General features: G+C 70.5%; 23 protein-coding genes, 1 tRNA gene and 1 pseudogene. 18 read left to right on the top strand and 7 right to left on the bottom strand.

What is annotated here, in order from left to right:
• Window positions 1-26 precede the first annotated feature (26 nt).
• Genes Pflav_RS30505 through Pflav_RS30490 form a run of 4 tightly spaced genes read left to right on the top strand, consistent with a single transcriptional unit; the run spans window position 27 to window position 3,837 of the window.
• Window positions 27-1,007 carry a 4-(cytidine 5'-diphospho)-2-C-methyl-D-erythritol kinase gene (locus tag Pflav_RS30505; protein WP_173040159.1) on the top strand — a complete coding sequence of 327 codons (981 nt, stop codon included), beginning with the start codon at window positions 27-29 and terminating at the stop codon, window positions 1,005-1,007.
• The gene (locus Pflav_RS30500) at window positions 1,007-2,800 is read left to right on the top strand and encodes an ABC-F family ATP-binding cassette domain-containing protein (protein ID WP_173040157.1); all 1,794 of its coding nucleotides are present in this window, start codon (window positions 1,007-1,009) and stop codon (window positions 2,798-2,800) included. Before Pflav_RS30505 ends, Pflav_RS30500 begins: the two co-directional genes overlap by 1 nt.
• A 48-nt stretch (window positions 2,801-2,848) precedes the next feature.
• Entirely contained in the window at window positions 2,849-3,307 is a 459-nt protein-coding gene (locus Pflav_RS30495; RefSeq protein ID WP_173040155.1) for a DUF4383 domain-containing protein, read from the top strand.
• 44 nt (window positions 3,308-3,351) lie between these two features.
• Window positions 3,352-3,837: a DUF4383 domain-containing protein gene (locus Pflav_RS30490; protein ID WP_173040153.1), complete on the top strand. Its 486-nt coding sequence runs from the start codon at window positions 3,352-3,354 to the stop codon at window positions 3,835-3,837.
• Here Pflav_RS30490 and Pflav_RS30485 read toward each other — a convergent pair.
• Window positions 3,818-4,420, bottom strand: a complete 603-nt coding sequence (locus Pflav_RS30485; RefSeq protein WP_173042720.1) for a TetR/AcrR family transcriptional regulator — start codon at window positions 4,418-4,420, stop codon at window positions 3,818-3,820. The genes Pflav_RS30490 and Pflav_RS30485 overlap by 20 nt on opposite strands.
• 56 nt (window positions 4,421-4,476) lie before the next feature.
• Complete coding sequence (locus tag Pflav_RS30480; protein WP_173040151.1) at window positions 4,477-5,433, bottom strand: acyl-CoA desaturase; 957 nt, start codon at window positions 5,431-5,433, stop codon at window positions 4,477-4,479.
• Window positions 5,434-5,649: 216 nt separating this feature from the next.
• Here Pflav_RS30480 and Pflav_RS30475 point away from each other — a divergent pair.
• From Pflav_RS30475 to Pflav_RS30435, 9 genes and pseudogenes are all read left to right on the top strand, one after another.
• A tRNA-Gln gene (locus Pflav_RS30475) sits at window positions 5,650-5,721 on the top strand.
• A gap of 172 nt (window positions 5,722-5,893) precedes the next feature.
• The gene (glmU, locus tag Pflav_RS30470; protein ID WP_232072759.1) at window positions 5,894-7,336 is read left to right on the top strand and encodes a bifunctional UDP-N-acetylglucosamine diphosphorylase/glucosamine-1-phosphate N-acetyltransferase GlmU; all 1,443 of its coding nucleotides are present in this window, start codon (window positions 5,894-5,896) and stop codon (window positions 7,334-7,336) included.
• 38 nt (window positions 7,337-7,374) lie between these two features.
• Window positions 7,375-8,355 (top strand): ribose-phosphate diphosphokinase, encoded by a 981-nt coding sequence (locus Pflav_RS30465; RefSeq protein ID WP_173040147.1) that lies wholly within the window; start codon window positions 7,375-7,377, stop codon window positions 8,353-8,355.
• A gap of 208 nt (window positions 8,356-8,563) precedes the next feature.
• Window positions 8,564-9,217, top strand: a complete 654-nt coding sequence (locus Pflav_RS30460; RefSeq protein ID WP_173040145.1) for a 50S ribosomal protein L25/general stress protein Ctc — start codon at window positions 8,564-8,566, stop codon at window positions 9,215-9,217.
• Window positions 9,218-9,275: 58 nt separating this feature from the next.
• Window positions 9,276-9,857, top strand: coding sequence for an aminoacyl-tRNA hydrolase (gene pth, locus Pflav_RS30455; protein WP_415624345.1), 582 nt, complete (start codon window positions 9,276-9,278; stop codon window positions 9,855-9,857).
• The gene (locus tag Pflav_RS30450; protein WP_332107802.1) at window positions 9,854-11,065 is read left to right on the top strand and encodes a sugar transferase; all 1,212 of its coding nucleotides are present in this window, start codon (window positions 9,854-9,856) and stop codon (window positions 11,063-11,065) included. Before pth ends, Pflav_RS30450 begins: the two co-directional genes overlap by 4 nt.
• Window positions 11,007-11,832: pseudogene (locus Pflav_RS30445) on the top strand (inositol monophosphatase family protein). Before Pflav_RS30450 ends, Pflav_RS30445 begins: the two are co-directional and overlap by 59 nt.
• A gap of 113 nt (window positions 11,833-11,945) precedes the next feature.
• Window positions 11,946-12,857, top strand: coding sequence for a sulfate adenylyltransferase subunit CysD (gene cysD, locus Pflav_RS30440; RefSeq protein ID WP_173040141.1), 912 nt, complete (start codon window positions 11,946-11,948; stop codon window positions 12,855-12,857).
• Window positions 12,857-14,140: a sulfate adenylyltransferase subunit 1 gene (locus tag Pflav_RS30435; RefSeq protein ID WP_173040139.1), complete on the top strand. Its 1,284-nt coding sequence runs from the start codon at window positions 12,857-12,859 to the stop codon at window positions 14,138-14,140. Before cysD ends, Pflav_RS30435 begins: the two co-directional genes overlap by 1 nt.
• A 121-nt stretch (window positions 14,141-14,261) precedes the next feature.
• Here Pflav_RS30435 and galK read toward each other — a convergent pair whose 3' ends face one another.
• Both galK and galE read right to left on the bottom strand, forming a co-directional pair.
• Window positions 14,262-15,365 (bottom strand): galactokinase, encoded by a 1,104-nt coding sequence (gene galK, locus Pflav_RS30430; protein ID WP_173040137.1) that lies wholly within the window; start codon window positions 15,363-15,365, stop codon window positions 14,262-14,264.
• On the bottom strand, window positions 15,362-16,336 hold the full coding sequence (gene galE / locus Pflav_RS30425) for a UDP-glucose 4-epimerase GalE (protein ID WP_173040135.1): 975 nt from the start codon (window positions 16,334-16,336) through the stop codon (window positions 15,362-15,364). Before galE ends, galK begins: the two co-directional genes overlap by 4 nt.
• Window positions 16,337-16,477: 141 nt before the next feature.
• Between galE and Pflav_RS30420 the strand changes: the two genes are divergently transcribed.
• Window positions 16,478-17,476 (top strand): hemolysin family protein, encoded by a 999-nt coding sequence (locus Pflav_RS30420; RefSeq protein WP_173040133.1) that lies wholly within the window; start codon window positions 16,478-16,480, stop codon window positions 17,474-17,476.
• Here the strand turns inward: Pflav_RS30420 and Pflav_RS30415 are convergent, their stop codons facing one another.
• Window positions 17,477-18,670, bottom strand: a complete 1,194-nt coding sequence (locus Pflav_RS30415) for a beta propeller repeat protein (RefSeq protein WP_173040131.1) — start codon at window positions 18,668-18,670, stop codon at window positions 17,477-17,479.
• Window positions 18,663-19,262: an RNA polymerase sigma factor gene (locus Pflav_RS30410; RefSeq protein WP_173040130.1), complete on the bottom strand. Its 600-nt coding sequence runs from the start codon at window positions 19,260-19,262 to the stop codon at window positions 18,663-18,665. The genes Pflav_RS30415 and Pflav_RS30410 overlap by 8 nt, the downstream gene beginning before the upstream one ends.
• 85 nt (window positions 19,263-19,347) lie before the next feature.
• Here Pflav_RS30410 and trpS point away from each other — a divergent pair, with 85 nt between their 5' ends.
• From trpS to Pflav_RS30390, 4 genes are read left to right on the top strand one after another with little or no spacing between them, the layout of a single operon-like run.
• Window positions 19,348-20,379, top strand: coding sequence for a tryptophan--tRNA ligase (gene trpS / locus Pflav_RS30405; protein ID WP_173040128.1), 1,032 nt, complete (start codon window positions 19,348-19,350; stop codon window positions 20,377-20,379).
• Window positions 20,380-20,382: 3 nt separating this feature from the next.
• Complete coding sequence (locus Pflav_RS30400; protein ID WP_173040126.1) at window positions 20,383-20,919, top strand: 2'-5' RNA ligase family protein; 537 nt, start codon at window positions 20,383-20,385, stop codon at window positions 20,917-20,919.
• Between the two features lie 36 nt (window positions 20,920-20,955).
• Complete coding sequence (locus Pflav_RS30395) at window positions 20,956-21,879, top strand: YihY/virulence factor BrkB family protein (RefSeq protein WP_173040124.1); 924 nt, start codon at window positions 20,956-20,958, stop codon at window positions 21,877-21,879.
• A 5-nt stretch (window positions 21,880-21,884) separates the two neighbouring features.
• Entirely contained in the window at window positions 21,885-22,316 is a 432-nt protein-coding gene (locus Pflav_RS30390; RefSeq protein ID WP_173040122.1) for a hypothetical protein, read from the top strand.
• 143 nt (window positions 22,317-22,459) lie between these two features.
• On the opposite strand, the gene Pflav_RS30385 is transcribed toward Pflav_RS30390, so the two are convergent.
• Complete coding sequence (locus Pflav_RS30385; RefSeq protein WP_173040121.1) at window positions 22,460-23,488, bottom strand: LacI family DNA-binding transcriptional regulator; 1,029 nt, start codon at window positions 23,486-23,488, stop codon at window positions 22,460-22,462.
• Between the last annotated feature and the right edge of the window lie 18 nt (window positions 23,489-23,506).

The following is a 23,506-nucleotide window of genomic DNA, read 5'->3' as shown; positions in this document are numbered from 1 at the left end:
CGAGCGCGAGTGCAGGACATCACTCCGTGACCGAGGCTTGGCGGCCGGACGAGGAGCTGGACCGGCCGCGCCTTGCGGCGTCCGGGCCGGTGAAGGTACGCGTACCCGCGAAGATCAATCTGCATCTCGGCGTCGGGCCCCTGCGGGTGGACGGCTATCACGAGCTCAGCACCGTCTACCACGCGATCTCGCTGTACGACGAGCTGACCGCCCGCCGCGGCGACACGCTCACCCTCACGATGGAGGGTGAGGGCGCCGGTGAGCTGGCCCTCGACGAGAGCAACCTGGTGATCCGCGCGGCCCGCGCCCTCGCCGCCCACGCGAAGGTGCCCGCCCACGCCCGCCTCCACCTGCGCAAGCAGATCCCGCTCGCGGCCGGCCTCGCCGGTGGCAGCGCGGACGCGGCCGCCGCGCTCGTCGCCTGCGACGCGCTGTGGGGGCTCGGCCTCTCCCGTGACGAGCTCGCCACCGTCGCCGCCGGCATCGGCTCCGATGTGCCCTTCCTCGTGTATGGGGGCACGGCCCTCGGCACCGGCCGGGGCGAGGCGGTCAGCCCGGTGCTCGCCCGGCCCAACTCGTGGCACTGGGTGGTCGCGATCGCCGACGGCGGCCTGTCCACGCCGGACGTCTACCGCGAGCTCGACCGGCTGCGGGAGTCCGGCCAGGCGCCGCGCCTCCCCGGCCACGCCAGCAACCCGCTGCTCGGCACCGCCGACCAGCTGCTCGCCGCGCTGCGGCAGCGCGACCCGGCCGTGCTCGGCGCGGCGCTCGACAACGACCTCCAGGCCGCGGCGCTCTCGCTCCGGCCCGGCCTCGCCGATGTGCTCAAGGCCGGCCACGCCGCCGGCGCCCTCGCCGGCCTCGTCTCCGGGTCGGGCCCGACCTGCGTCTTCCTCGCGGCGGACGGGCCGCACGGCACCCGCATCGCCGAAGAGCTGACCGCGGCCGAGACGTGCCGCGTCGCCCGGACAGCGCACGGACCGGTCCCTGGAGCCCGCGTCATCTGATGGCCAACATCGTCAATCTGGACCGGGTGTCCAAGGGGTACGGCGCGGCCGGCCCTCTCCTCACCGACGTCTCCCTCGGGCTCGACGACGCCGACCGGGTCGGCGTCGTGGGGCTCAACGGGGCCGGCAAGTCCACGCTGCTGCGGCTGCTCACGAAGAGCGAGGAGCCGGACGCGGGCCGGGTCACCCACCGGCGTGACCTGCGCGTGGCGTCGCTGCCGCAGTCGCTCGACCTGGCCGCCGACGCCACCGTCCACGACGTCGTGATCGGTACCGCGTGGCTGGGTGAGGGGTTCGGCGCCGAGCACGAGTGGGCCGGCGATGCCGGTGTCCGTTCCATCCTCGATGGTCTGGGGATGCCCCACCTCGGCCTGGACCAGCCGGTCGGGCCGATGTCCGGCGGCGAGCGGCGGCGCGTCGCGCTCGCCGCGCTGCTGGTCCGCGCGGCCGACCTGCTCATCCTCGACGAGCCCACCAACCACCTCGACGTGGCCGGCGTCGACTGGCTGGCCCGCCACCTCACCACCCGCCGCGGTGCGCTCGTGGTCGTCACCCACGACAGGTGGTTCCTCGACGCCGTCTGCACCGCCACCTGGGAGGTCGGCGACCAGACGGTGCGGGCCTACGAAGGCGGCTTCGCGGCCTGGACCCTCGCCCGGGTCGAGCGCGAGCGGGTCGCCGCGGCCACCGAGGCCCGCCGGCAAAACCTGCTCCGCAAGGAGATCGCCTGGCTGCGGCGCGGCCCGCCGGCCCGCACCTCCAAGCCGCGCTTCCGGATCGACGCGGCAAACGCGCTCATCGCCGACGTCCCACCGGCGCGCGACACCGTCTCCCTGCAAAGGCTCGCCACCGCCCGGCTGGGCAAGCAGGTGTACGACCTGGCGGACGTCACTCTCCACGCTGGGCCGAAGAAGATCCTGGACCGGGTCACGTGGCAGGTCGGCCCGGGTGACCGCATCGCCATCCTGGGCGCCAACGGTGCCGGCAAGACCACGCTGCTGCGGCTGCTGGCCCAGCGGATCGAGCCGACCGAGGGCACGGTTCGGATCGGCGCCACCGTCCGCACCGCGTTCCTCTCCCAGGAGCTCGCCGAGCTCCCTGGGCACCTGCGCCTGCTCGAAGCCGTCGAGGAGGTCGCCAAGCGGGTCAAGCTCGGCGACCGGGAGCTCTCGGCGACCCAGCTCGCCGAGGTGTTCGGCTTCACCGACCGTCGCGTGTGGACACCCGTGTCCGACCTCTCCGGGGGTGAGCGGCGGCGGCTCCAGATGCTGCGCCTGCTCGCCGGCGAGCCCAACGTGCTGATCCTCGACGAGCCGACCAACGACCTCGACACCGACACGCTCGCCTCGCTGGAAGACCTGCTGGACACCTGGCCCGGCACCCTCGTTGTGGCCAGCCACGACCGGTACCTGGTCGAGCGGGTCACCGACACCGTGTACGCGCTGATGGGCGACGGCCGGCTCCGCCATCTCGTCAACGGCGTCGAGGAGTTCCTGGCCTCGGTGCCGGCCACCGGTTCCGTACCCGAAGTGCCGCGCGCACCGGCACCAACCGCCGACCGGCCCTCCGCCGGCGAGGTACGGGCGGCGCGCAAGGAGCTGTCCCGGCTGGAGCGTGCGGTTTCCAAGCTGGAGCAGCGGGAAGCGACACTGCACGACGAGATGGCCCGAAACGCCACGGACTACGCCCGGATCGCCGAGCTGGACGCGCAGCTCAAGGCGGTACAGGCAGAGCGGGCCGAGGCCGAGGAAGCCTGGCTGGCGCTCGCCGATCAGGTGCCAGATCACGGATAGCGGGGCTGCCCGGCACCCGTCGAGGGCGATAGTCCACAATCAGCGGCCATGGCGCACTTTCCCGTCAACCACCCGCTGCGGCCCACCTACCGGGCGCTCGGCGGGCTGACCGGCCTCTACCTGATCATCTTCGGCGTCCTCGGGCTGATCGAGACCAGCGGCGACGAGTTCTTCGCCCAGAACGGCGCCGAGGCCCTATGGCAGGGCACCAACCTCGGCTACTCGGTCATCTCGATCGCGGTAGGGCTGATCATCCTGATCGGCATCGGTGTCGGCCGTAACGCCGACGTGGCGATCAACAAGTTGTTCGGGTACGCGCTCGCCGCGCTCAGCCTGGCCGGGCTCGCCCTGATGCGCACCGACGCCAACTACCTCAGCTTCACGATGCCCACGGTCATCGTGACGATGGTGCTGGCGCTGGTGCTGCTGACGGCCGCCATGTACGGCAAGCTCGGCACCGAGGAGCAGGCGCAGGCGTCGCGCGAGGCCAGGCTCTTCCTGGAGTAGCCGTTGCGCTGCGGAGAGGTCGCGGCGGGGATGACAATCCAGGTATGGCGCACATCCCGATCAATCACCCGCTGCGACCGCTGTGGCGCACGTTCGCCGGCCTGATCGGCCTGTACATCCTGGCCTTCGGGATCCTCGGCGTGGTTCAGACCGCGGGTGAGCCGCTTTTCGCCCAGGACGGCAAGTGGGTGCTCGGCCTGCGCACCAACCTGGCCTTCGCCATCGTCTCGATCATCTGGGGTGCGGTGCTGGCCATCGGCGCGGTGGTCGGCGGCAACATCGAACACATGCTCAACCTCGGTGCCGGCCTGGTCTTCATCGTCGTCGGGCTGACCATGATGGTGCTCTTGCGCACCGACGCCAACTTCCTCAACTTCTCGATGTCCACGGTGATCGTTTCGTTCGTCTTCGGGCTGTTCGCGCTTACCGCCGGCTTCTACGACAAGGTCGGCTCGTCTGAAGACGTCGAGGCCGAGGCGCGCTTCCGCCGCCACATCGAGGCGGTACCCACTACTTCGCGCGACGAGTGAGCAGGACCGGCTTCGCCTCCAGGTGGGACAGGCCATTCCACGCCAGGTTGACGAGGTGGGCCGCCACCGTGTCCTTGCGCGGCTTGCGCACCTCCAGCCACCAGCGGCCGGTCAGCGCCACCATGCCTACGAGCGCCTGCGAGTAAAGCTCGGCCAGCTTCGGGTCGTACCCACGCGTCTTGAACTCGGCACCCAGGATGTGCTCCACCTGGTGCGCCACGTCGTTCATCACGCTGCTGAAGTTGCCCGTCGCGGACATCAGCGGCGACTCCCGCACGAGCACGCGGAAGCCGGCCGTCTCCGACTCGATGTAGTCGAGCAGCGCCAGCGCCGCCTGCTCCAGCAGCTCCCGGGGGTGCCCGGCGGTCAGCGCGTTCGTGATCCGGTCCAGCAGCGCCCGCACCTCGCGGTCGACCACCACCGCGTACAGGCCTTCCTTGCCGCCGAAGTGCTCGTACACGACGGGTTTGGAGACCTTCGCGCGGGCCGCGACCTCCTCGATGGAGGTCGCGTCGAACCCGCGCTCCGCGAAAAGCTCGCGGCCGATCGCGATCAGCTGCTCGCGACGCTGCGCCGCGGACATCCGCACCCGGCTGCCGGTCTTGGCCGGCGCCGCCCCGTTGGCGCTCGGACTGTCAGTCACGAGGAAGGTTTTACCAGCTTCGCCGCGATGCGCTCCGGCTTCGGCCAGCGCACATCCGAGGCCGCGCCGAGCTTCTCGAAGATCCAGATGGTGCGGGCCGAGATGTCGATCTGGCCGCGCAGCACGCCGTGACGGGCCGAGGTCGGATCCGCGTGGTGCAGGTTGTGCCAGCTCTCGCCGAACGACAGGATCGCCAACGGCCAGAAGTTGGCCGCGCGGTCACCCTGGCGCACCTCGAAGGGGCGCTCGCCGTAGACGTGGCAGATCGAGTTGATCGACCAGGTGACATGGTGCAGCAGGCCGACGCGCACCAGCCCGGCCCAGAAGAACGCGGTCAGCGCTCCCATCCACGACCAGGTCACGAGCCCGCCGATGACCGCCGGCGCCAGCATCGAGATCGTCACCAGCAGCGGGAACAGCCGGTCGACCTTGCTGATGTCCTTGTCGGCCACCAGATCGGGCGCGAAGCGGTCACGGTTGGACAGCTCGCGGTGGAAGAGCCACCCCATGTGGGCGAACCAGAGGCCCTTGGTCAGCGCCCAGAAGCTGGTGCCGAACCGCCACGGCGAGTGCGGGTCACCCTCCACGTCCGAGAACATGTGGTGCCGGCGGTGGTCCGCCACCCACTGGGTGATGTTGCCCTCGACAGCGAACGAGCCGGCGACCGCCAGCGTCACCCGCAGCCACCGCTTGGCCTTGAACGACCCGTGGGTGAAGTAGCGGTGGAAGCCCACGGTGATGCCGAGGCCGGAGACCGTGTAGATCACCAGGAAGATCGCGACGTCGGTCCAGGAGAGCCAGCCGCCCCACGCGACGGGCACGGCAGCGAAGACCGCGAGGAACGGGATCACCACGAAGGCCCAGAGGCCGATCAGGATGCCGCTGGACTGCTTGCCATCGGTGAGCGGCTTGGGGCTGTTGACAGGAGTGTCGTCGAGGGTGGCGGTGTTCATGGCACCTCGCTGAGCTGGTGGTGTGGCTTTTGGCGTCCGGGGGGCGTCAAGCTACGCCTACGTCACCGTAACTTACGGGACCGTAGTCTGACAGGGGTTGATGCCCCGTTTCTGCGCCGCCAACCCCTTTGGCGAACAGCAGACGTACCAGCGAAGCCGGCGAAGTAGTTTCCCGTTGTGATCTGTCGAGCGCTACGCTGTCAGGCGCGAAAGCAGTCGGCTGTGGTGTAATTGGCAACACCTGCGGTTTTGGTCCGTATGTTCCAGGTTCGAGTCCTGGCAGCCGAGCTGTCGCTGATGTCCGGATGTGTCCGGATCGCGACAACGGGCCACCCGCAGCGGCCAGCTCGCGCGCGACTAGCATGAGGCAGCAACCCGCAGACATCCCTGAGGGAGCTAGCTCGTGACATCCTCGCAATCCCGTACCGTCGTCGTCCTTGCCGCCGGTGAGGGCAAGCGGATGAAGTCGGCGCTTCCGAAGGTGCTGCACCCGCTGCTCGGCCGCACCCTCGCCGGCCACGTGCTCGTCGCCGCCGCCGGGATTCAGGCGCAGCGCACGCTCGTCGTCGTCGGCCACGGTGCCGACCAGGTCAAGGCGCACCTCGCCGAGGTGGCGCCGGACGCCGAGCCGGTGCTCCAGGCGGTGCAGCACGGCACGGGGCACGCGGTGCGGATCGCGATCGAGGCCGCGGGCGACGTCGGTGACACCGTCGTCGTGCTCAACGGCGACGTGCCGCTCCTGCGCCCGGAGACGGTTCGGGACCTCGTCGAGACCCACGAGGCGGGTGGTTGTGGCGCGACCGTGCTGGCCGCCGAGGTGGCCGATCCGACCGGGCTCGGTCGTATCGTGCGCGACGAGTCCGGCCGCCTCGAGCGGATCGTCGAGGAGCGCGACGCGACGGCGGAGCAGCGCGCGATCCGCGAGATCAACGCGGGCATCTACGCGTTCGACGGCGCGCTGCTGCGCGAGGCGCTCGGCAAGCTGTCGACCGACAACGACCAGGGCGAGGAGTACCTGACCGACGTCTTCGGGCTGCTCGCGACAGACGGCAAGCCGGTGGGTGTGCACGTGGCCGCGGACGCCACCGAGACGCTCGGCTGCAACGACCGCGCGGAGCTGGCCGGGTTGCGGGCCTTGCTGCGCGACCGGATCAACCGGGCCTGGATGCGCTCGGGGGTCACGATCCTCGACCCGGCGACGACGTGGATCGACGTGACCGTGACGCTGGAGCGCGACGTGCTGCTGGACCAAAATACGCAGCTGCGCGGGGCCACCTCCGTCGCCGCCGGTGCGACGGTCGGCCCGGACACCACGCTGATCGACACGGTGGTGGGCGCGGGCGCCTCCGTGGTGCGTACGCACTCGGTCGGTGCCGAGGTGGGTCCGGAGGCGGGCGTGGGGCCGTTCGCGTACCTGCGCCCGGGCACGAGGCTGGCCCGCAAGTCCAAAGTGGGCACGTTCGTGGAGACAAAGAACTCGGAGCTCGGCGAGGGTTCGAAAGTACCCCACCTGTCGTACGTGGGTGACGCCACGATCGGCGAGCACACGAATATCGGCGCGGCCTCCGTGTTCGTCAACTACGACGGGGTGGACAAGCACCGTACGGTGATCGGCAGCTACGCGCGTACCGGCTCGGACAACATGTTCGTGGCACCGGTCGAGGTAGGCGACGGCGCCTACACGGGTGCTGGCACGGTCGTCCGCGAGGACGTGCCGCCCGGCGCGCTCGCGGTGTCCGCTGGGGCACTGCGCATTTTCGAGGGCTGGACGGAGAGTAAGCGTCCGGGCACCCCATCCGCAGAAGCGGCGGCTCGCGCGAGAGCGGCGCGAGGTGAGACTCCGCACGACGGGGACGATGCCGGGCGAGATGGGTTGACCTCGGGAGATACTGCAACCGAGTGACTCGTTAGACCCCAACCGACCCACTGGAGCGATAGCCGATGGGCAGTATCGTCGCGGAAAACCGAAAGAGCCTGATGCTCTTCTCAGGCCGCGGTTTTCCGGAGCTTGCCGACGAGATTGGGGCGGCCTTGGGAGTCGCTCCCACCCCCGCCGATGCGTACGACTTCGCGAATGGCGAGATCTTCGTGCGCTACAAGGAGTCCGTGCGTGGCTCGGACGCGTTCGTCGTTCAGTCGATCTCGCAGGGCGTCAATAAGTGGGTCATGGAGACCCTCCTTATGATCGATGCCTTGAAGCGTGGCTCGGCCAAGCGGATCACCGTGGTGCTGCCGTTCTACCCGTACTCGCGGCAGGACAAGAAGCACCGCGGCCGGGAGCCGATCTCGGCGCGCCTTGTGGCCGACCTGCTCAAGACCGCGGGGGCCAACCGGATCCTGACGGTCGACCTGCACACCGCGCAGATCCAGGGCTTCTTCGACGGTCCGGTCGACCACCTCTTCGCGATGGACACGCTCGCCGGGTACGTGGAGCGCAAGTACGCCGGCCGTCCGCTGTCCGTGGTGGCACCGGACTCGGGCCGGGTGCGGGTCGCCGAGCGGTGGACCGACCGGCTGGGCGGCTGCCCGCTGGCGTTCATCCACAAGACGCGTGACCCGATGAAGCCCAACCAGGTGGTCGCCAACCGGGTCGTGGGTGACGTCGAGGGGCGGGTCTGCCTGATCGTCGACGACATGATCGATACGGGTGGCACTATCACCCGGGCCGCCGACATCCTGTACGACTCGGGCGCCGCCGACGTGGTGGTGGCCGCGACGCACGCGCTGCTCTCCGACCCGGCTACAGAAAAGCTCAAGAACAGCCGGATCAGCGAGCTCGTATTGACGAACACGCTGCCGCTGCCGCCGGAGAAGCGCCTCGACAAGATCACGGTCCTGTCGATCGCGCCGCTGCTCGCGCGAGCGATTCGTGAGGTCTTTGATGACGGTTCCGTTACGACCCTGTTTGGCGGATTGAGTTAGACGGGTAGTCCCCGGCGCGAATCTTGGCCATGGGCTCCGCTAGACTGGATAGGTTGCCACGGCGAGGGTGTCCTGCGGGCCGCTGCTGACACAGCGCATACCGCTAGGCGCACCGTGATCGACGCGGTGCTCCGGGCCCTGCCCCGTGCGCGCCCCCGCCCGGCACCGCCGACCTCATGCAGCAAGACGAAACATCAGGAGTACTCCCGTGTCCGAGGTAAAGATCAGCGCCGAGCCCCGCACCGAGTTCGGCAAGGGCGGTGCCCGTCGCACCCGTCGGGCCGGCAAAGTGCCCGCCGTCCTTTACGGTCATGGCGAGAAGCCGCAGCACATCGCGCTTCCCGCTCGTGAGTTCGCCGCCGCGATCCGCCACGGCGGTATAAACCAGGTCTTCGCGATCGACATCGTGGGAGGCAGCACCACGCTCGCCCTGCCCAAGGCGATCCAGCGTGACCCGATCAAGGACACCTTCGAGCACGTCGACCTGCTGATCGTGCGTCGCGGTGAGAAGGTGACCGTCGAGGTTCCGGTGCAGCTGACCGGCGAGGCTGCCCGCGGCACGCTGGTCGTGACCGAGAGCACCACGCTTTCGCTCACCGCCGAGGCACTGCACCTGCCCGAGCACGTCGAAGCCTCGATCGAGGGCTTGGAGGCCGGTTCCCGGGTGACCGCCGCCGACGTCCCGCTGCCGCGCGGCGCCGAGCTGGCCGCCGACCCCGAGCTGGTCATCGCCCTGATCACGGTGGCGCCGAGCGCCGAGGAGCTGGAAGGCGAGACGGCGGCTGCCGAGGAGACGGAGGAGGAGGCCGCTGAGGAGGCCGCCACCGAGGAGCAGCCGGCTGAGGCCGCCGCGTCGGCCTGATTCGACAGGCGATAAAGGGGGCCCGGACGGGCCCCTTTTTTGCGTAGAGGGCAGCGTGATGGACGACAGTTGGCTCGTGGTGGGCCTGGGCAACCCGGGCCGGGAGTACACGGGTAACCGGCACAACGCGGGCTTCATGGTGGCCGACCTGCTCGCCGGGCGGATGAGTGCGCGCTTCAGCCGTCACAAGCGGGCGGTGGCCGAGGTCGCCGAGGGGCGCCTGGCACCGGGTGGGCCGCGGCTGGTGCTGGCCAAGCCGCTGACGTACATGAACCTGTCCGGCGGCCCGGTGGCGGCGCTGTCCCAGTTCTACAAGATCCCGCTCGGCAACATCGTCGCCGTCCACGACGAGCTCGACCTCGGGTACGGCACGGTGCGCGCCAAGCTCGGCGGTGGTGAGGGCGGCCACAACGGGCTGCGTTCGATGTCGAAGTCCTTGGGTGGCAAGGACTATGTGCGGGTGCGCTTCGGCATCGGGCGGCCGCCGGGGCGGCAGGACCCGGCCGACTTCGTGCTCTCCGACTTCTCCTCGACGGAGCGTAAGGAGTTGGAGTTCCTCGTCGACCGGGCGGCTGACGTCGTCGAAACGGTTGTCACCCGCGGTGTGGAAGTCGCGCAAAACGCCTTTAATGGGGCGTGACGGCCAGACCGGTCATCGCGTTGGTCACGGCAGACGCGATTACCGGGGGCATGGTGCGGCAGCTGTGGGACGTCGACGACGAGCTAGACCTCTTCCCCGCGCCGCTGCCGTCCCGCCCTCCGTCCCGCCCGCTGCGGCGCGTACCCGGCCGCCACGTGGCCCGCTCCCGCCTGCGCCGCGTGATCGTGGTGGGGCACGAGCTGGCGGTCGTGCACATCACCCGCCAGTTGCGCCGCGAGCGGTACCACGGCTTGGAGGTTGTGGGTGCTTGCCTGCCCGCGGACGGCGACGGCGACGCGGGCCTTCCGATGTACGGCACGTTTGAAGACGTGGCCGACGCCGTGGACGCGGCGGCCGCGGACACGGTGATCGTGCTCTCCTGCCCTGAGCTGGACGGCCACGCGCTGCGCCGGCTCGCGTGGCGGCTGGAGCGCGACGAGGTGGACCTGATCGTGGCGAGCGCGCTTGTCGACGTCGCGGGCGACCGCACGACGATCCGCCCGGTGGACGGCTTGCCGATGCTGCACGTCGAACACCCACGGCTGGTGGGCGGTGCCCGGGTCGTGAAGGAGATCGTCGATCGGGTGGGCGCGGCGATGCTGCTCGCGTTCTTCGCCCCAGTCTTACTGACTCTTGCCGTCCGTATTCGTCGGGACTCGGCCGGGCCGGTATTCTTCCGTCAGGTTCGGGTGGGTCGGGATGGGCAGCCCTTCGTGATGTACAAGTTCCGCAGCATGTACCTCGACGCGGAGGCGCGGCTCGCCGAGATCCGGCACCTCAACGAGCACGACGGTGTGCTCTTCAAGGTGCGCGACGACCCACGGGTGACGCCCGTCGGTCGGTGGCTGCGCCGGCTGTCGCTCGACGAGCTGCCGCAGTTGTTCAACGTGCTACGCGGCCAGATGTCGCTGGTGGGCCCGCGCCCGCCGCTGCCGGAGGAGGTGGCGGCCTACCCGGACGACGTCCGGCGCCGGCTCGCGGTCAAGCCCGGCATGACCGGGTTGTGGCAGGTTTCCGGTAGGTCGGACCTGCCGTGGGAGGAGGCGGTCCGCTTGGACCTGCGGTACGTGGAGAACTGGTCCCTGTCGTTCGACCTGGTCATCATGGCGCGCACCGTTTCAGCGGTGGCCCGGTCCGCGGGGCGTACTGATGGCGCCCCCAGCGGTCGACGGCGCGTTCGCTCGGTGGCTCGCGGGGCGTGCCGGTGAGCTGCTGCTCGAGGTGCGGTCCGAGCGCGGTCACGCCGACCCGGCCGCGCTCAAGGCGGCCGGCGACAAGCTCGCCCACGACCTGATCCGCACCGAGCTTGGGCGGTGGCGCCCAGCCGACGCGGTGCTGTCGGAGGAAGACGACCACGCCCGGAAGGCATGGACCGAGGGTGACGGTCCCCAGCCGCCCGCACGGCTGGAGGCCGAGCGGGTCTGGATCATCGATCCGCTCGACGGCACCCGCGAGTTCGCCGAAGAGGGTCGGGCCGACTGGGCGGTCCACGTCGCGCTCTGGTCGAAGCAGGCCACCGGGCCACTCAAGCTGGCCGCCGGCGCGATCGCCCTGCCCGCGCAGGACCGGGTGCTCGGCACGGACTACCCGCCCGCGTACCCGCCGATGCCCGTCTCGACGGCCAGCGGCGGCCCGGTGCGCCTGGCGGCGAGTCGCAGCCGCCCCCGGCGTTCCTCAGCGCGGTCGCCGAGGAGGTCAGCGCGGAGCTGGTGCCCATGGGCTCCGCCGGCGCCAAGATCGCCGCGGTCATCAGCGGTGACGTCGACGGGTACCTGCACGCGGGCGGCCAGTACGAGTGGGACTCGGCCGCGCCTGTCGCTGTGGCCGTGGCCACCGGCCTGCACGCTTCCCGAATCGACGGCTCTGCGCTGAAATACAATCAGCCGGATCCCCGCCTACCGGATCTCCTGGTGTGCCGGACGGACCTCGCCCCCGGCTGCTCGCCGCGCTGCGGCGACAACTGAAGGTAGAGTGATCCTGGGTTAACCGACCGGAAAGGTCTGGAAACGTGAGCGAGCGTAGCGAGCGAACCGTCAGGCACAGCGCCGTTCGAGTCTCGTGGCCGCCCGCAGCGAAGCGAGGACGGCGATGAGCCAGACGTCGCGGTACCGGGTCTCGCACCTGGCCGCTCTCGAAGCCGAGAGCATCTTCATCATGCGCGAGGTTGTCGCCGAGTTGGAGCGGCCGGTGTTGCTGTTCTCCGGCGGCAAGGACTCGATCGTGATGCTGCGGTTGGCGGAGAAGGCGTTCGCGCCCGCGCGGATCCCGTTCCCGGTGATGCACGTCGACACGGGGCACAACTTCCCCGAGGTGCTCGAGTACCGGGATCGCCGCGTCGCCCACCTGGGCCTACAGCTTGTCGTCGCGAGCGTGCCCGAGGCGCTCGAGGCCGGGCTGGTGCGCGAGCCGGCGGACGGTACCCGGAATCGGATCCAGACGCCGGTGCTGCTCTCGGCGGTGGAGAAGTACCGGTTTGATGCGCTGTTCGGCGGTGCTCGGCGGGACGAGGAGAAGGCGCGGGCCAAGGAGCGGGTGTTCAGCTTCCGCGACGACTTCGGCCAGTGGGATCCGAAGAACCAGCGCCCCGAGCTGTGGTCCCTCTACAACGGGCGGCACCACCCGGGCGAGTCGATCCGCGTCTTCCCGCTGTCAAACTGGACCGAGCTGGACGTGTGGCACTACATCGCCGCCGAGGGCCTAGCGCTGCCGGAGATCTACTACGCGCACGAGCGTGAGGTCGTCGAGCGCGACGGCATGTTGTACGGGGTGAATGAGTTCTTCGCCGCCCGCGCCGACGAGACCCCATTCGTGGAGACAGTGCGCTACCGCACGGTCGGTGACGCCTCCTGCACCGCCGCTGTCCGCTCGGTCGCGGACACGGTGGAGAAGGTGATCGAGGAGGTCGCCGCCACCCGGATCACCGAGCGCGGCGCCACCCGCGGCGATGACCGGGTCAGTGAGGCCGCGATGGAAGACCGTAAGCGGGAGGGCTACTTCTGATGACCGCGCCCGTGTTGGAGCCGCGCACGATGGACCTGCTCCGGTTCGCGACCGCCGGGTCGGTCGACGACGGCAAGTCCACCCTGATCGGGCGGCTGCTGTACGACACCAAGTCGCTGTTCACCGACCAGCTTGCCGCGGTCGAGGCGGTCAGCCTGGCCCGCGGCGATGAGTACACCAACCTGGCGCTGCTAACCGACGGCCTGCGGGCGGAGCGGGAGCAGGGCATCACGATCGATGTGGCCTACCGCTACTTCGCGACGCCGCGGCGTAAGTTCATCATCGCGGACACGCCGGGGCACATTCAGTACACGCGGAACATGGTGACCGGGGCGTCGACCGCCGATCTGGCGTTGATCCTGGTCGACGCGCGCAAGGGTTTGGTGGAGCAGTCGCGGCGGCACGCGTTCCTGTGCTCGCTGCTGCGCGTCCCGCACGTGGTGCTGTGTGTGAACAAGATGGACCTGGTCGACTGGTCGCAGGAGGTCTACGAGCGGATCGCGGACGAGTTCACCTCGTTCGCGGCGAAGCTGGAGGCGCCGGACCTGACGGTCATCCCGATCTCCGCGCTGCACGGCGACAACATCGTGTCCCGGTCGGAGAAGACCCCGTGGTACGAGGGGCCGTCGCTGCTGCACCACCTGGAGCATGTGCACATCGCCTCCGACCGCAACCTTGTCGACGTGCGGTTTCCGGTGCAGTACGTGATCCGCCCCCAGTCGACCACGATCACTGACTACCGCGGGTATGCCGGGCAGGTCGCCTCGGGTGTGCTCAAGCCCGGTGACGAGGTGATGGTGCTGCCGTCCGGCTTTACCAGCCGGATCGCCGCGATCGAGACAGCGGACGGCCCGGTCACCGAGGCGTACCCGCCGATGTCCGTCACGGTCCGCCTCGAAGACGAGATCGACATCTCCCGCGGCGACATGATCTGCCGCCCGCACAACGCACCATCCGTCGGTCAGGACATCGAAGCGATGGTCTGCTGGATGGACGAGACCCGCCCGCTGACGGTCGGCGGAAAGTACGCGGTCAAGCACACCACTCGCGCGGCCCGCGCCGTCGTCCGCGGCCTTCAGTACCGGCTCGACGTCAACTCACTGCACCGCGACGAAAGCGCCACCCAACTCACCCTCAACGAGATCGGCCGCATCCGCATCCGCACGACCCTGCCCCTGCTCGCCGACGAATACCGCCGCAACCGCACCACCGGCGGCTTCATCCTCATCGACGAGACCACCAACCGCACGGTCGGCGCCGCCATGATCATCGAGACGGCTTAGAGGATCTGAGCTACCGCGATGTCCGCGGTGGTCCAGACCGCTGCTCCCGCGGCCTCACCCTCCGCGGTTCACAACCCATCGCGCCCGGGTGCGCGTGCGCACCCAGGCTGAGTGGGCGCAGCTACAGGCGGACCGCTCCCGGGCCGGGGACGGCGACAAACGGCTCGGGCGGGATGTAGCCGCGGGCGGCGAAAGCCTCGGCGACCGCACTGGCCACCTTGTCCGTCGCGTCGGAGTCGACAAGCGCGAGCACGCAGCCGCCGAAGCCGCCGCCGGTCATCCGGGCGCCGTACGCGCCGGCGGACAGGGCCGCCTCGACCGCGGTATCGACCTCGGGCACCGTGATCTCGAAGTCGTCGCGCATCGAGGTGTGCGAGGCGGTCATCAGGGGGCCGATCTCGCGTACCCGGCCCTCGCGCAGCAGAGCCACCGTGTCGAGTACGCGCTGGTCCTCGGTGACCACGTGCCGCGCGCGCCGCTGCTGTACCGGGTCGGCCAGCTCCGCCACCATCGAGAGCGTCGCGTCGCGCAGGGCGGGTACGCCCAGGGCCCGGGCGGCCTCCTCGCAGGTGGCGCGGCGCGCGGCGTACTCACCTGTGACGTGCCTGTGCGGCGCCTTCGTGTCGATGACCAGCACCGCGAGCCCGGCCGCCGCCACGTCGAACGGGATGTGCTCGACCTCCAGCGACCGGCAGTCGAGGAACAGCGCGTGCCCCTCCCGAGACCGGATCGACGCCGACTGGTCCATGATCCCGCAGGGCATGCCGGCGTAGTCGTTCTCCGCGCGCTGGGCCAGCGCCGGTCGCTCGTCCACCGGCAGGTCGAGGCCGCCGAGGTCGACGAGCGCGGTGAGCACGGCGGACTCCAGCGCGGCCGACGACGACAGGCCGGCGCCCAGCGGGACATCGGACGTGATCACCACGCGCGCGCCGGGCACGTCGAAGCCGGCCTCGCGCAGGACCCAGACCACGCCGGCGACGTACGCCCCCCAGCCTGAGACGCGGTTGGACAGGTCGAACGTGATCTGCTCGTCCGCCTGCTCGGACCAGACTGTCCACTCCGGAGTGTCCGACCTGGACGCGGCCACCACCGTACGCTGCGGGAGCGCGAACGGGAGCACGAAGCCGTCGTTGTAGTCGGTGTGCTCGCCGATCAGGTTGACCCGACCGGGCGCGGCCCACACACCGTCGGGCTCGGTGCCGTAGGCCGCGACGAACTGCTTCACGAGACGTGCTCGCTGTAGAACGCCCACGCGTCGGAGACCATGTCGCGCAGCGTCGTCTTGACCGGCGTCCAACCCAGCTCCTGGCGGGCCAGCTCGGAGGAGGCCACCAGCGCCGCCGGGTCGCCGGAGCGGCGGGGCGCGATCTCGACCGGGAGCGGGTGGCCGGTCACCTCGCGGACCACTTCGACCACCTGGCGGTTGGAGAAGCCGGTACCGCTGCCGAGGTTGTAGATCTTGTGTTCGCCGGGCGTCGCGCCTTCCAGCGCGAGCAGGTGGGCCCGGGCCAGGTCCTCGACGTGGATGTAGTCGCGCACGCAGGTGCCGTCGTCGGTGGGGTAGTCGTCGCCGAAGAGCTGGAGCTTGTCCCGCTTGCCGGAGACCACCTGCAATGCGATCGGGATCAGGTGGGTCTCCGGGTCGTGCCGCTCGCCGATCGACACTCCCGGGCGCAGGTAGGCGCCGGCGACGTTGAAGTAGCGCAGCGACACCGCGGCCAGCTCGTGCGCGAACGCCTCCGACGTCAGCGCCAGGTCGAAGGCCAGCTTGGTCGACCCGTACGTGCTCGTCGGGTGCTTGACCGCGGTCTCCCGGATCGGCAGCTCGGTCGGGTTGCCATACACCGCCGCGGTGGAGGAGAAGACGAACCGCCGCACCCCCGCCGCGCGCACGGCGTCGAGCAGGGCCAGCGAGCCGACCACGTTGGCGTCCCAGTACAGCTCGGGCTTTGCCATCGACTCGCCGGCGGCGATCAGCCCGGCGAAGTGCAGCACCCCGTCGAAGCCCGCCTCCGGCGTGAGGACCTGCGCCGCGTCGTGGATCGACGCCTGGACGAACGTGGCCTCCGGCGCGATCGCGACCGCGTGGCCGGTGCACAGGTCGTCGAGGACGACAACCTCGTGGCCGGCGTCGAGGAGCATCCGGCTGACAACGCTGCCGACGTATCCGGCGCCGCCGGTGACGAGCAGTTTCACGAGATGGCCTCTCTCCTCGAACGGTGCGGGTGCGTGGCTAGGCTACGAGGTTCCACTATTCCACCAGATTCGACCAAGAACAAACAACTTCGAACACTGGTTGGGAAGGCACGTGCGCCCGCGCCTGTCTACCATTTCCCCATGCAGGACACGGGCGGCGGTAACGCCGGGCCCCGACGACATACCAAGACGTCGGGGCGTTCCCGACGAGAGTCCGGTCCGGTCAGGCGTGCCGCCGCCCGGATCGTGATCCGGCTGGCTGACGCGGTCGCCGGACTGCTCGGCGCAGACCGCACGGCCGGGCGCGAGCGGATCAGCGAGGGCGAGCTGCGCGACCTGATCGCGGCGAACACGCTCCTCGACCCGGTCGAGCGCCGGATCATCGACGAGGTGCTCACCGCCGGCGCCAGCCTGGTTCGCGAAGTGATGATGCCGCGCACCGACGTAACCTTCCTCGACGCCGGGCTCACCCTTGACGAGGCGGCCCAGATGGTACGGGCGGAGACTCACACCCGATACCCCGTAATGGACGGCACACACGATGACGTCGTGGGCTTCGTCCACCTGCGCGACCTGCTGATCCGCCCACCGGGCGACGGCCGAGGCACGGTCCGCGAGCTGACCCGCGAGGTCAAGCGGCTGCCCGGCAGCAAGCGGGTGCTCGCCGCCCTCTCCGAGATGCGCCGTGAGCGGCAGCACCTGGCGGTGGTCGTCGACGAGTACGGCGGGACGGCCGGCATCGTCACGCTCGAAGACCTGATCGAAGAGCTGGTCGGCGAGATCCACGACGAGTACGACGCCGCGCCCGACCCGGCCCCCGCCAGCGGCGCCGAGGTGGACGGCCGCCTCAACCTCGCCGACTTCGCCGAGCGTGCCGGCTTCCCGCTGCCCACCGGCCCCTACGAGACGGTGGGCGGCTTCGTGATGGCGCGGCTGGGCCGGCTCCCGCTGGTGGGCGACGAGGTGACCGCCGTGGTGCCCGAGGACGACGACGGCGAGCCGGCCGCGTGGCGGCTGCGCGTGCTGGAGCTCGACGGCAGGCGGGTGGCCCGGGTGGCCATCGCCGCGCACGTACCGCCCCCGGCGCCGGTCCCGGCCACCCGCGTCGCGGTCGAGGTGACGATCAGGGAGAACGCCTGATCAGTTCACCTGGAGCTTGCGCCACGTCGAGCCGTCGGCGGAGAACGCCGCCCAGTCCGAGCCGAAGAGGTCGTACGCGACGTAGCCGGCGGGTGTGCGGACGATCGGCCCGACGATGGGGAGGCTGCCGTCGGCCCACGTGAACGTGCGACCGTCGTCCTCGCTGAGGTACCACTTCTGGTCGGTCCCGGTGATCAGCAGCCGCCCGTCGAGCAGCGGTACCGCCTCGCCGGCCAGCCCGCCCGGGGTGGTGACCGGGCCGCTCGTCGTACGGGTGAACCGCTGGCCGGAGTCGGTCGACATGTAGATCGCGGTGATCTGGCGGTCGGGGCCGAGCACAGTCGCGTACACGTGATCGCCGAGCACCGACACCTGCGCGGTCTGGCCGGGGGCGCCGAGCGCGTGCACCTCCCAGCTGGCCCCGCCGTCACGGGTCACCGCCACCGCCGGCCCGCTGTCCCCGGTGCCGCCGACCCACCATCCGCCGGTCGCCGTGGGAGCACCGGCGACCCAGCTGACCGTCATGCCCGGCGGCTGCCGGACCAGTTCGCCACGGTTTCCGTACATGGAGCTCCAGACCTCGACCCCGCCGTCGCCCAGCCGCGGCACCTGGCCCTTTCCGATCACCGTCGTGGGGCCGTTGGGGCGCGTGGTGGCCTGCCAGGTCTGCCCGCTGTCTGTCGAGACGTACCCGGCGACGACGAGCCGCCCATCCGGGAACGCGGTGATGTCCAGGGGCGCGCCTGCCGAGGGCGGCATCGTCGCGAGCCGCCAGGTGATGCCGCCGTCGGTGGAGCGGGCCAGGCTCGCCGGGCAGGGATCCTCGCCGGCCCGGCACTGGACCAGCGCGTACCCGTTGTCGGGGTCGGTGAACTCGACGTCGGTGATCCAGCCGCGCGGGTCGATGTAGCCGTCGCCGGTCAGGCCGTTGATCGTGATGCCGGCGTCGGTGTACACGACGCCTGGCGAAGGGCTGGCTACCGCCACCGGCGGCGGCTCGGGATCGGTGCTCCACGGCCGCACCGCCACGAAACCGGCGGCCGCCACGACCGCCAGTGCCACGCCCGCCCGCCGTGCCCGGCGGCGGTGGCGGATGCCGGCAGCCCGCGCCCCGATCCGCTCCAGCGGCGGCTGCTCGATCGCGTCGAGTAGGTCCTCGCGCTCGTGGGCGAGCCTCGTCTCCAGCTCAGGCACGTGCCACCTCCGTGGAGGCCCCGCCGCCCGGCGGTGGCGCGGACCCTCTGGGCGCGGCGCCGCCCGGCCGGGGGGCCGTGCCTTGGTCGCGGTAGTCGCCGAGCCGCTCGGCGAGCGCGGCGCGGCCGCGGGACAGGCGGGACTTGACCGTGCCCACCGGCACCTCCAGAACCGCCGCGACCTCCTCGACCGGCAGGTCGGCGAAGTAGTGCAGCACGACCACCTCGCGGTACGTGGCGGGGATGCCGGCGAGCGCGTCCCGCAGGTCGGCGCGCTCCGGCCCCGGTGCCGGCACGACGGTACGGGCCACCGGGCGGTCGCGGAGCAGGATCGTGTCGAGCAGTTTGCGGCGCCGCCACCGCCGGCGGACCACGTTGACCGCCACTGTCCGCAGCCACGCCTCCGGGTTGTCCACGTCGGCCAGACCGCGCGGCCGGGCCAGTGCCCGGGCGAATGCCTCCTGGACCACGTCCTGCGCCTCCGTCAGATCGGTGGTGAACGCGTAGACCTGCGCGACCAGGCGCCGATAGCAGGCGTGGTAAAGCTCACCGATTGCCTGCTCCGGCGAAGCCCGCGCGTCGCGTCCCGGCACCGACCACCGCCTTCACTCAGAGTTCCTGTGATACGAGCCCCGGCCGGCGTCGGCGGTTCCCGCTACTCCTGTCAGAATGGCCGGCATGTCGGTGTCTGACGCAACCCCCCGCCCTCGGGTGCTTTCCGGCATCCAGCCGACCGCCGACTCATTCCATCTCGGTAACTACTTAGGGGCGGTGCGTAACTGGGTCGCGATGCAGGAGACGCACGACACCTTCTACTGTGTCGTCGACCTCCACGCCATCACGATGGGTCACGACCCGGCCCAGCTGCGCCAGCGCACCCGGCTGTCAGCGGCCCAGCTGCTCGCGGCCGGCCTCGACCCGGAGCGGTGCACGCTCTTCGTGCAGTCACACGTGCCCGAGCACCCGCAGCTGGCCTGGGTGATGAGCTGCATCACCGGGTTCGGCGAGGCGAGCCGGATGACCCAGTTCAAGGACAAGTCGGCAAAGCAGGGCGCCGACCGGTCCAGCGTCGGCCTGTTCACGTACCCGATCCTCCAGGCCGCCGACATCCTGCTCTACCAGGCGGACGCGGTGCCGGTGGGCGAGGACCAGCGGCAGCACCTGGAGCTGACCCGTGACCTGGCCCAGCGGTTCAACGGGCTGTTCGGCAAGACGTTCACGATGCCGGCGCCGTTCATCGTGCGGGACACCGCGAAGATCACCGACCTACAGGAGCCGACCGCCAAGATGTCCAAGTCGGCCTCGTCGCCGGCTGGCATCATCGAGCTGCTGGACGACCCGGCGCGCTCGGCGAAGAAGATCCGGTCGGCGGTCACCGACACCGGTCGCGAGATCATCTTCGACCCGGAGGCCAAGGCGGGCGTCTCCAACCTGCTGACGATCTACTCGGCCCTCACCGGCCGCACGATCGAGGACCTCGTCGCCGGGTACGAGGGCAAGGGCTACGGCGACCTGAAGAAGGATCTCGCCGAGGTCGTGGTCGGGTTCGTCAAGCCGATACAGGAGCGCACCCGGGCGTACCTCGAAGACCCCAGCCAGCTCGACAAGCTGCTCGCGATCGGCGCGGAGAAGGCCCGTGCGGTCGCCGCCGAGACGCTGCGCACGGTGTACGACCGGGTCGGGTTCTTGCCGCCGGCGCGGAACGCGTAAAAGGTGGCCACCCCCGATGATCGGGTCGCCCGGATCGGGGTGGCCATCGACATCCCCGAGCCGTGGGGGAGCATCCTCACTCACCGGCGGGCCGAGGCGGGCGACCCGCAGGCCGCGTACGTGCCGGCGCACCTGACCCTCCTCGGGCCGACCGAGATCGAGCCCGACCGGCTGTCCGCGATCGAGGACCACTTGGCCGCGGTGGCGGCCGCACATCCACCGTTCTCGCTGCACCTGCGCGGTACCGGCACGTTCCGGCCGCTCACCGAGGTGGTCTTCGTCGTGGTCGCGGCCGGTATCAGCGAGTGTGAGCTGATCGCCGCCGCGATCGGCAAGACCGGCGACCTGCGGCGGGAGGGGCGCTTCCCGTACCACCCGCACGTCACCGTCGCGCAGGACGTGTCACCCGAGGCGCTCGACGCGGTGTACGAGGACCTGGCCGGCTTCTCCGCGCTGTTCCAAGTGGACGCCTTCACCCTCTTCTCGCACACGGGCGAGGCCCGCTGGCAGCCACGCCGGGATTTTCGTCTGGGCGGGTAACCCGCGCGGCGGGCGCGTATCCGTCAGGATGTCGGCGTGAACATCGTCGCGCGGGTGGAAGCGGGCATCACCGGGCGGCTCGACGCCGCCCGGCGCCGTTCCCGGGCGTTCGACCACCTCTACCGGGCCCTCGACAGGTACGGCGCGGTGCTTGGCGGCCGGCTCGCGGCGGCGATCGCCTACTACGGCTTCTTCGCGGTGTTCGCGCTCGGCCTTCTCGCGTACTGGGCGTTCGCCTTCGTACTCGACCGGAGTGCGCCGCTGCGCCACGCGGCTGACCGGTTCCTCGACCAGAACCTGCCGTTCCTGCGGCTCGAGCAGATCCAGGAGAGCAGCGGCACGATCGGTGTCGTCGGCCTCTTCACGCTGGTGATCACCGGAATCGGCTGGGTGGAGGCGATCCGCTCCTCCCAGCGCGCGCTTTACGAGGTGAAGCAGCAGCCGGGCAACATCGTGGTCCGGCGGATCGTCGACCTGATCGTGCTGGTCGTGGTGTTCGTGCTGCTGGCGATCTCGGTGGCCGCCGCCGACGCGATCGAGGCGCTCATCCGGGGCATGGTGGGCGCGGACGGCTCGCTCCTGCTCTCGTTCGTCGGGTGGATCCTGACCGTGGCGTACAACATGGTCCTGGCGGCCGCGCTGCTGGTGGTCATCCCTCGGCTGCGCATGCCGCTGCGGCGGCTCTACCCGTCCATGCTCCTGGTCGCGGTCGGCATCACGGTCCTCAACACCGCCGGCCGGGAGTACGTGATCCGGGTCGACCGCAACCCCGCGTACACGGTGGTCACCGGCGCGGTGGGCCTGCTGCTCTACCTGTACCTGCTCAACCAGCTGCTGCTGCTCGCCGCCGCGCTGGCGGCGACCGGCAGCTACGGCGAGGTAACCGACCTCGCGGACGGCGAGCAGCCCGACGATTTGTCCGAAAACAATGATCCACAGCGCTCAGACGCCTCATCATGACTGGAATGGGGGCACTGGTGACGCTGGAGCTGCCGGAGGACTCGCCGGCACGCGATCTGCCGTGGATCGTGACGTTCGGGCCGCTCGGCGAGGACGAGGAGTGGGAGCCCGTGGTCTGCGGCCCGTACGAGCGCCCGCACGCGCTCGCGCTGGCCGAGTCGGTGGTCGCGGACGAGGACCTGATGGCGGTGGTGGAGCCGCTGCTGCCGCACGTGACGGTGGAGGAGATCCAGGGCGAGATCGCGGCGGCCCGGATGGCGGCGGAGGACAACCGGGCCGAGGTCGAGGACGCCGCAGACTTCGGCGACTACGACGAGTTCGCGCTGGACGGCCCCGCCTCGGCCGAGCCGGAACAGATGGTCGAGGCCTCCCCACCGCCGTCCCCGGAAGAGGTACGGGCCGGAATGTCACGCATAGCCGCACGGTTGACGGGGTAGCAGGAGGAGAAGCCCGGTCGTTCGTTGTGCTTCCTCGCCGACGGGCGGCTGGGATGGGCGGCTCCCGGGCCGCCACGGGCCACCGGGAGCCGCTTTCCTCCCCAATAGTGGACCGACCTGCCGAGAGGCGGGCCGGTCCACTGCTATGCGGGTACCGGCACCGGGGCCGCGCCCGTCGAGGAGCGGACCACGAGCTCGGGGCGGAAGACGTACTCCGAGCGGTGCGTGCCGTGGCCGTTGATCTCGTCGATCAGCGCCCGTACGGCCGCCACGGCCATCGCGGTCACCGGCTGCCGTACGGTCGTCAGCGGCGGGTCGGTGAACGCGATCAGCGGCGAGTCGTCGTACCCGACCACGGACACGTCGTCCGGGATGGACAGTCCGCGCTGGCGGGCGGCCCGGATCGCGCCCAGTGCCATCAGGTCGGAGCCGCACACGATGCCGGTCACTCCTCGGTCGAAGAGCCGGCCGGCGGCCGCCTGGCCACCCTCGACCCCGAAAAGCGAGAGCGAGATCAGCTCGTCGACCGCCGTGTCGCCGAGCCCGACGAGCTTCTTCATCGCCGCGCGGTACCCGGCGATCTTCCGCTGGACGGGCATGAAGCGCTTGGGGCCGGAGATCAGCCCGATCCGCCGGTGGCCGAGCGCGACAAGGTGCGCCACGCCCAGCTCGCCGGCCTCCCGGTCGTCGCAGGAGACGAACGGCGCGTCGACGCCGTCGACGTACCCGTTGAGCAGCACGATCGGCAGCGGCCGGGCGAGCAGCTTGTGGTACCGCTCGGGGTCCGCCGAGGTGTCCGCGTGCAGGCCGGAGACGAAGACGATCCCGGAGACCTGGCGGTCGAGCAGCATCTCCACGTACTCGTCCTCGGTCACCCCGCCCGGCGTCTGCGTGCACAGCACCGGCGTGTATCCGCCCTGAGCCAGGTTGGACTCGATGATCTGGGCGAACGCCGGGAAGATCGGGTTGTCCAGCTCGGGCACGACAAGTCCCACCAGGCCGGCGCTGCGCTTGCGCAACCGCGCTGGACGCTCGTATCCGAGGACGTCCAGCGCGGTCAGCACCGCCTGGCGGGTGTCGGTCGACACGCCGGGCCGGTCGTTGAGCACGCGGGACACGGTGGCCTCGCTGACTCCGGCCTGCTGGGCGATGTCGGACAGTCGTGCCGCCATGGCGAATACGCTAGCGCA

Origin of the sequence: Phytohabitans flavus (genome assembly GCF_011764545.1) — a bacterium.
GTDB classification, from domain to species: domain Bacteria; phylum Actinomycetota; class Actinomycetes; order Mycobacteriales; family Micromonosporaceae; genus Phytohabitans; species Phytohabitans flavus.
The sequence above is the reverse complement of the archived record's forward strand: the minus strand, read 5'-3'. Positions and strand labels throughout refer to the sequence as shown.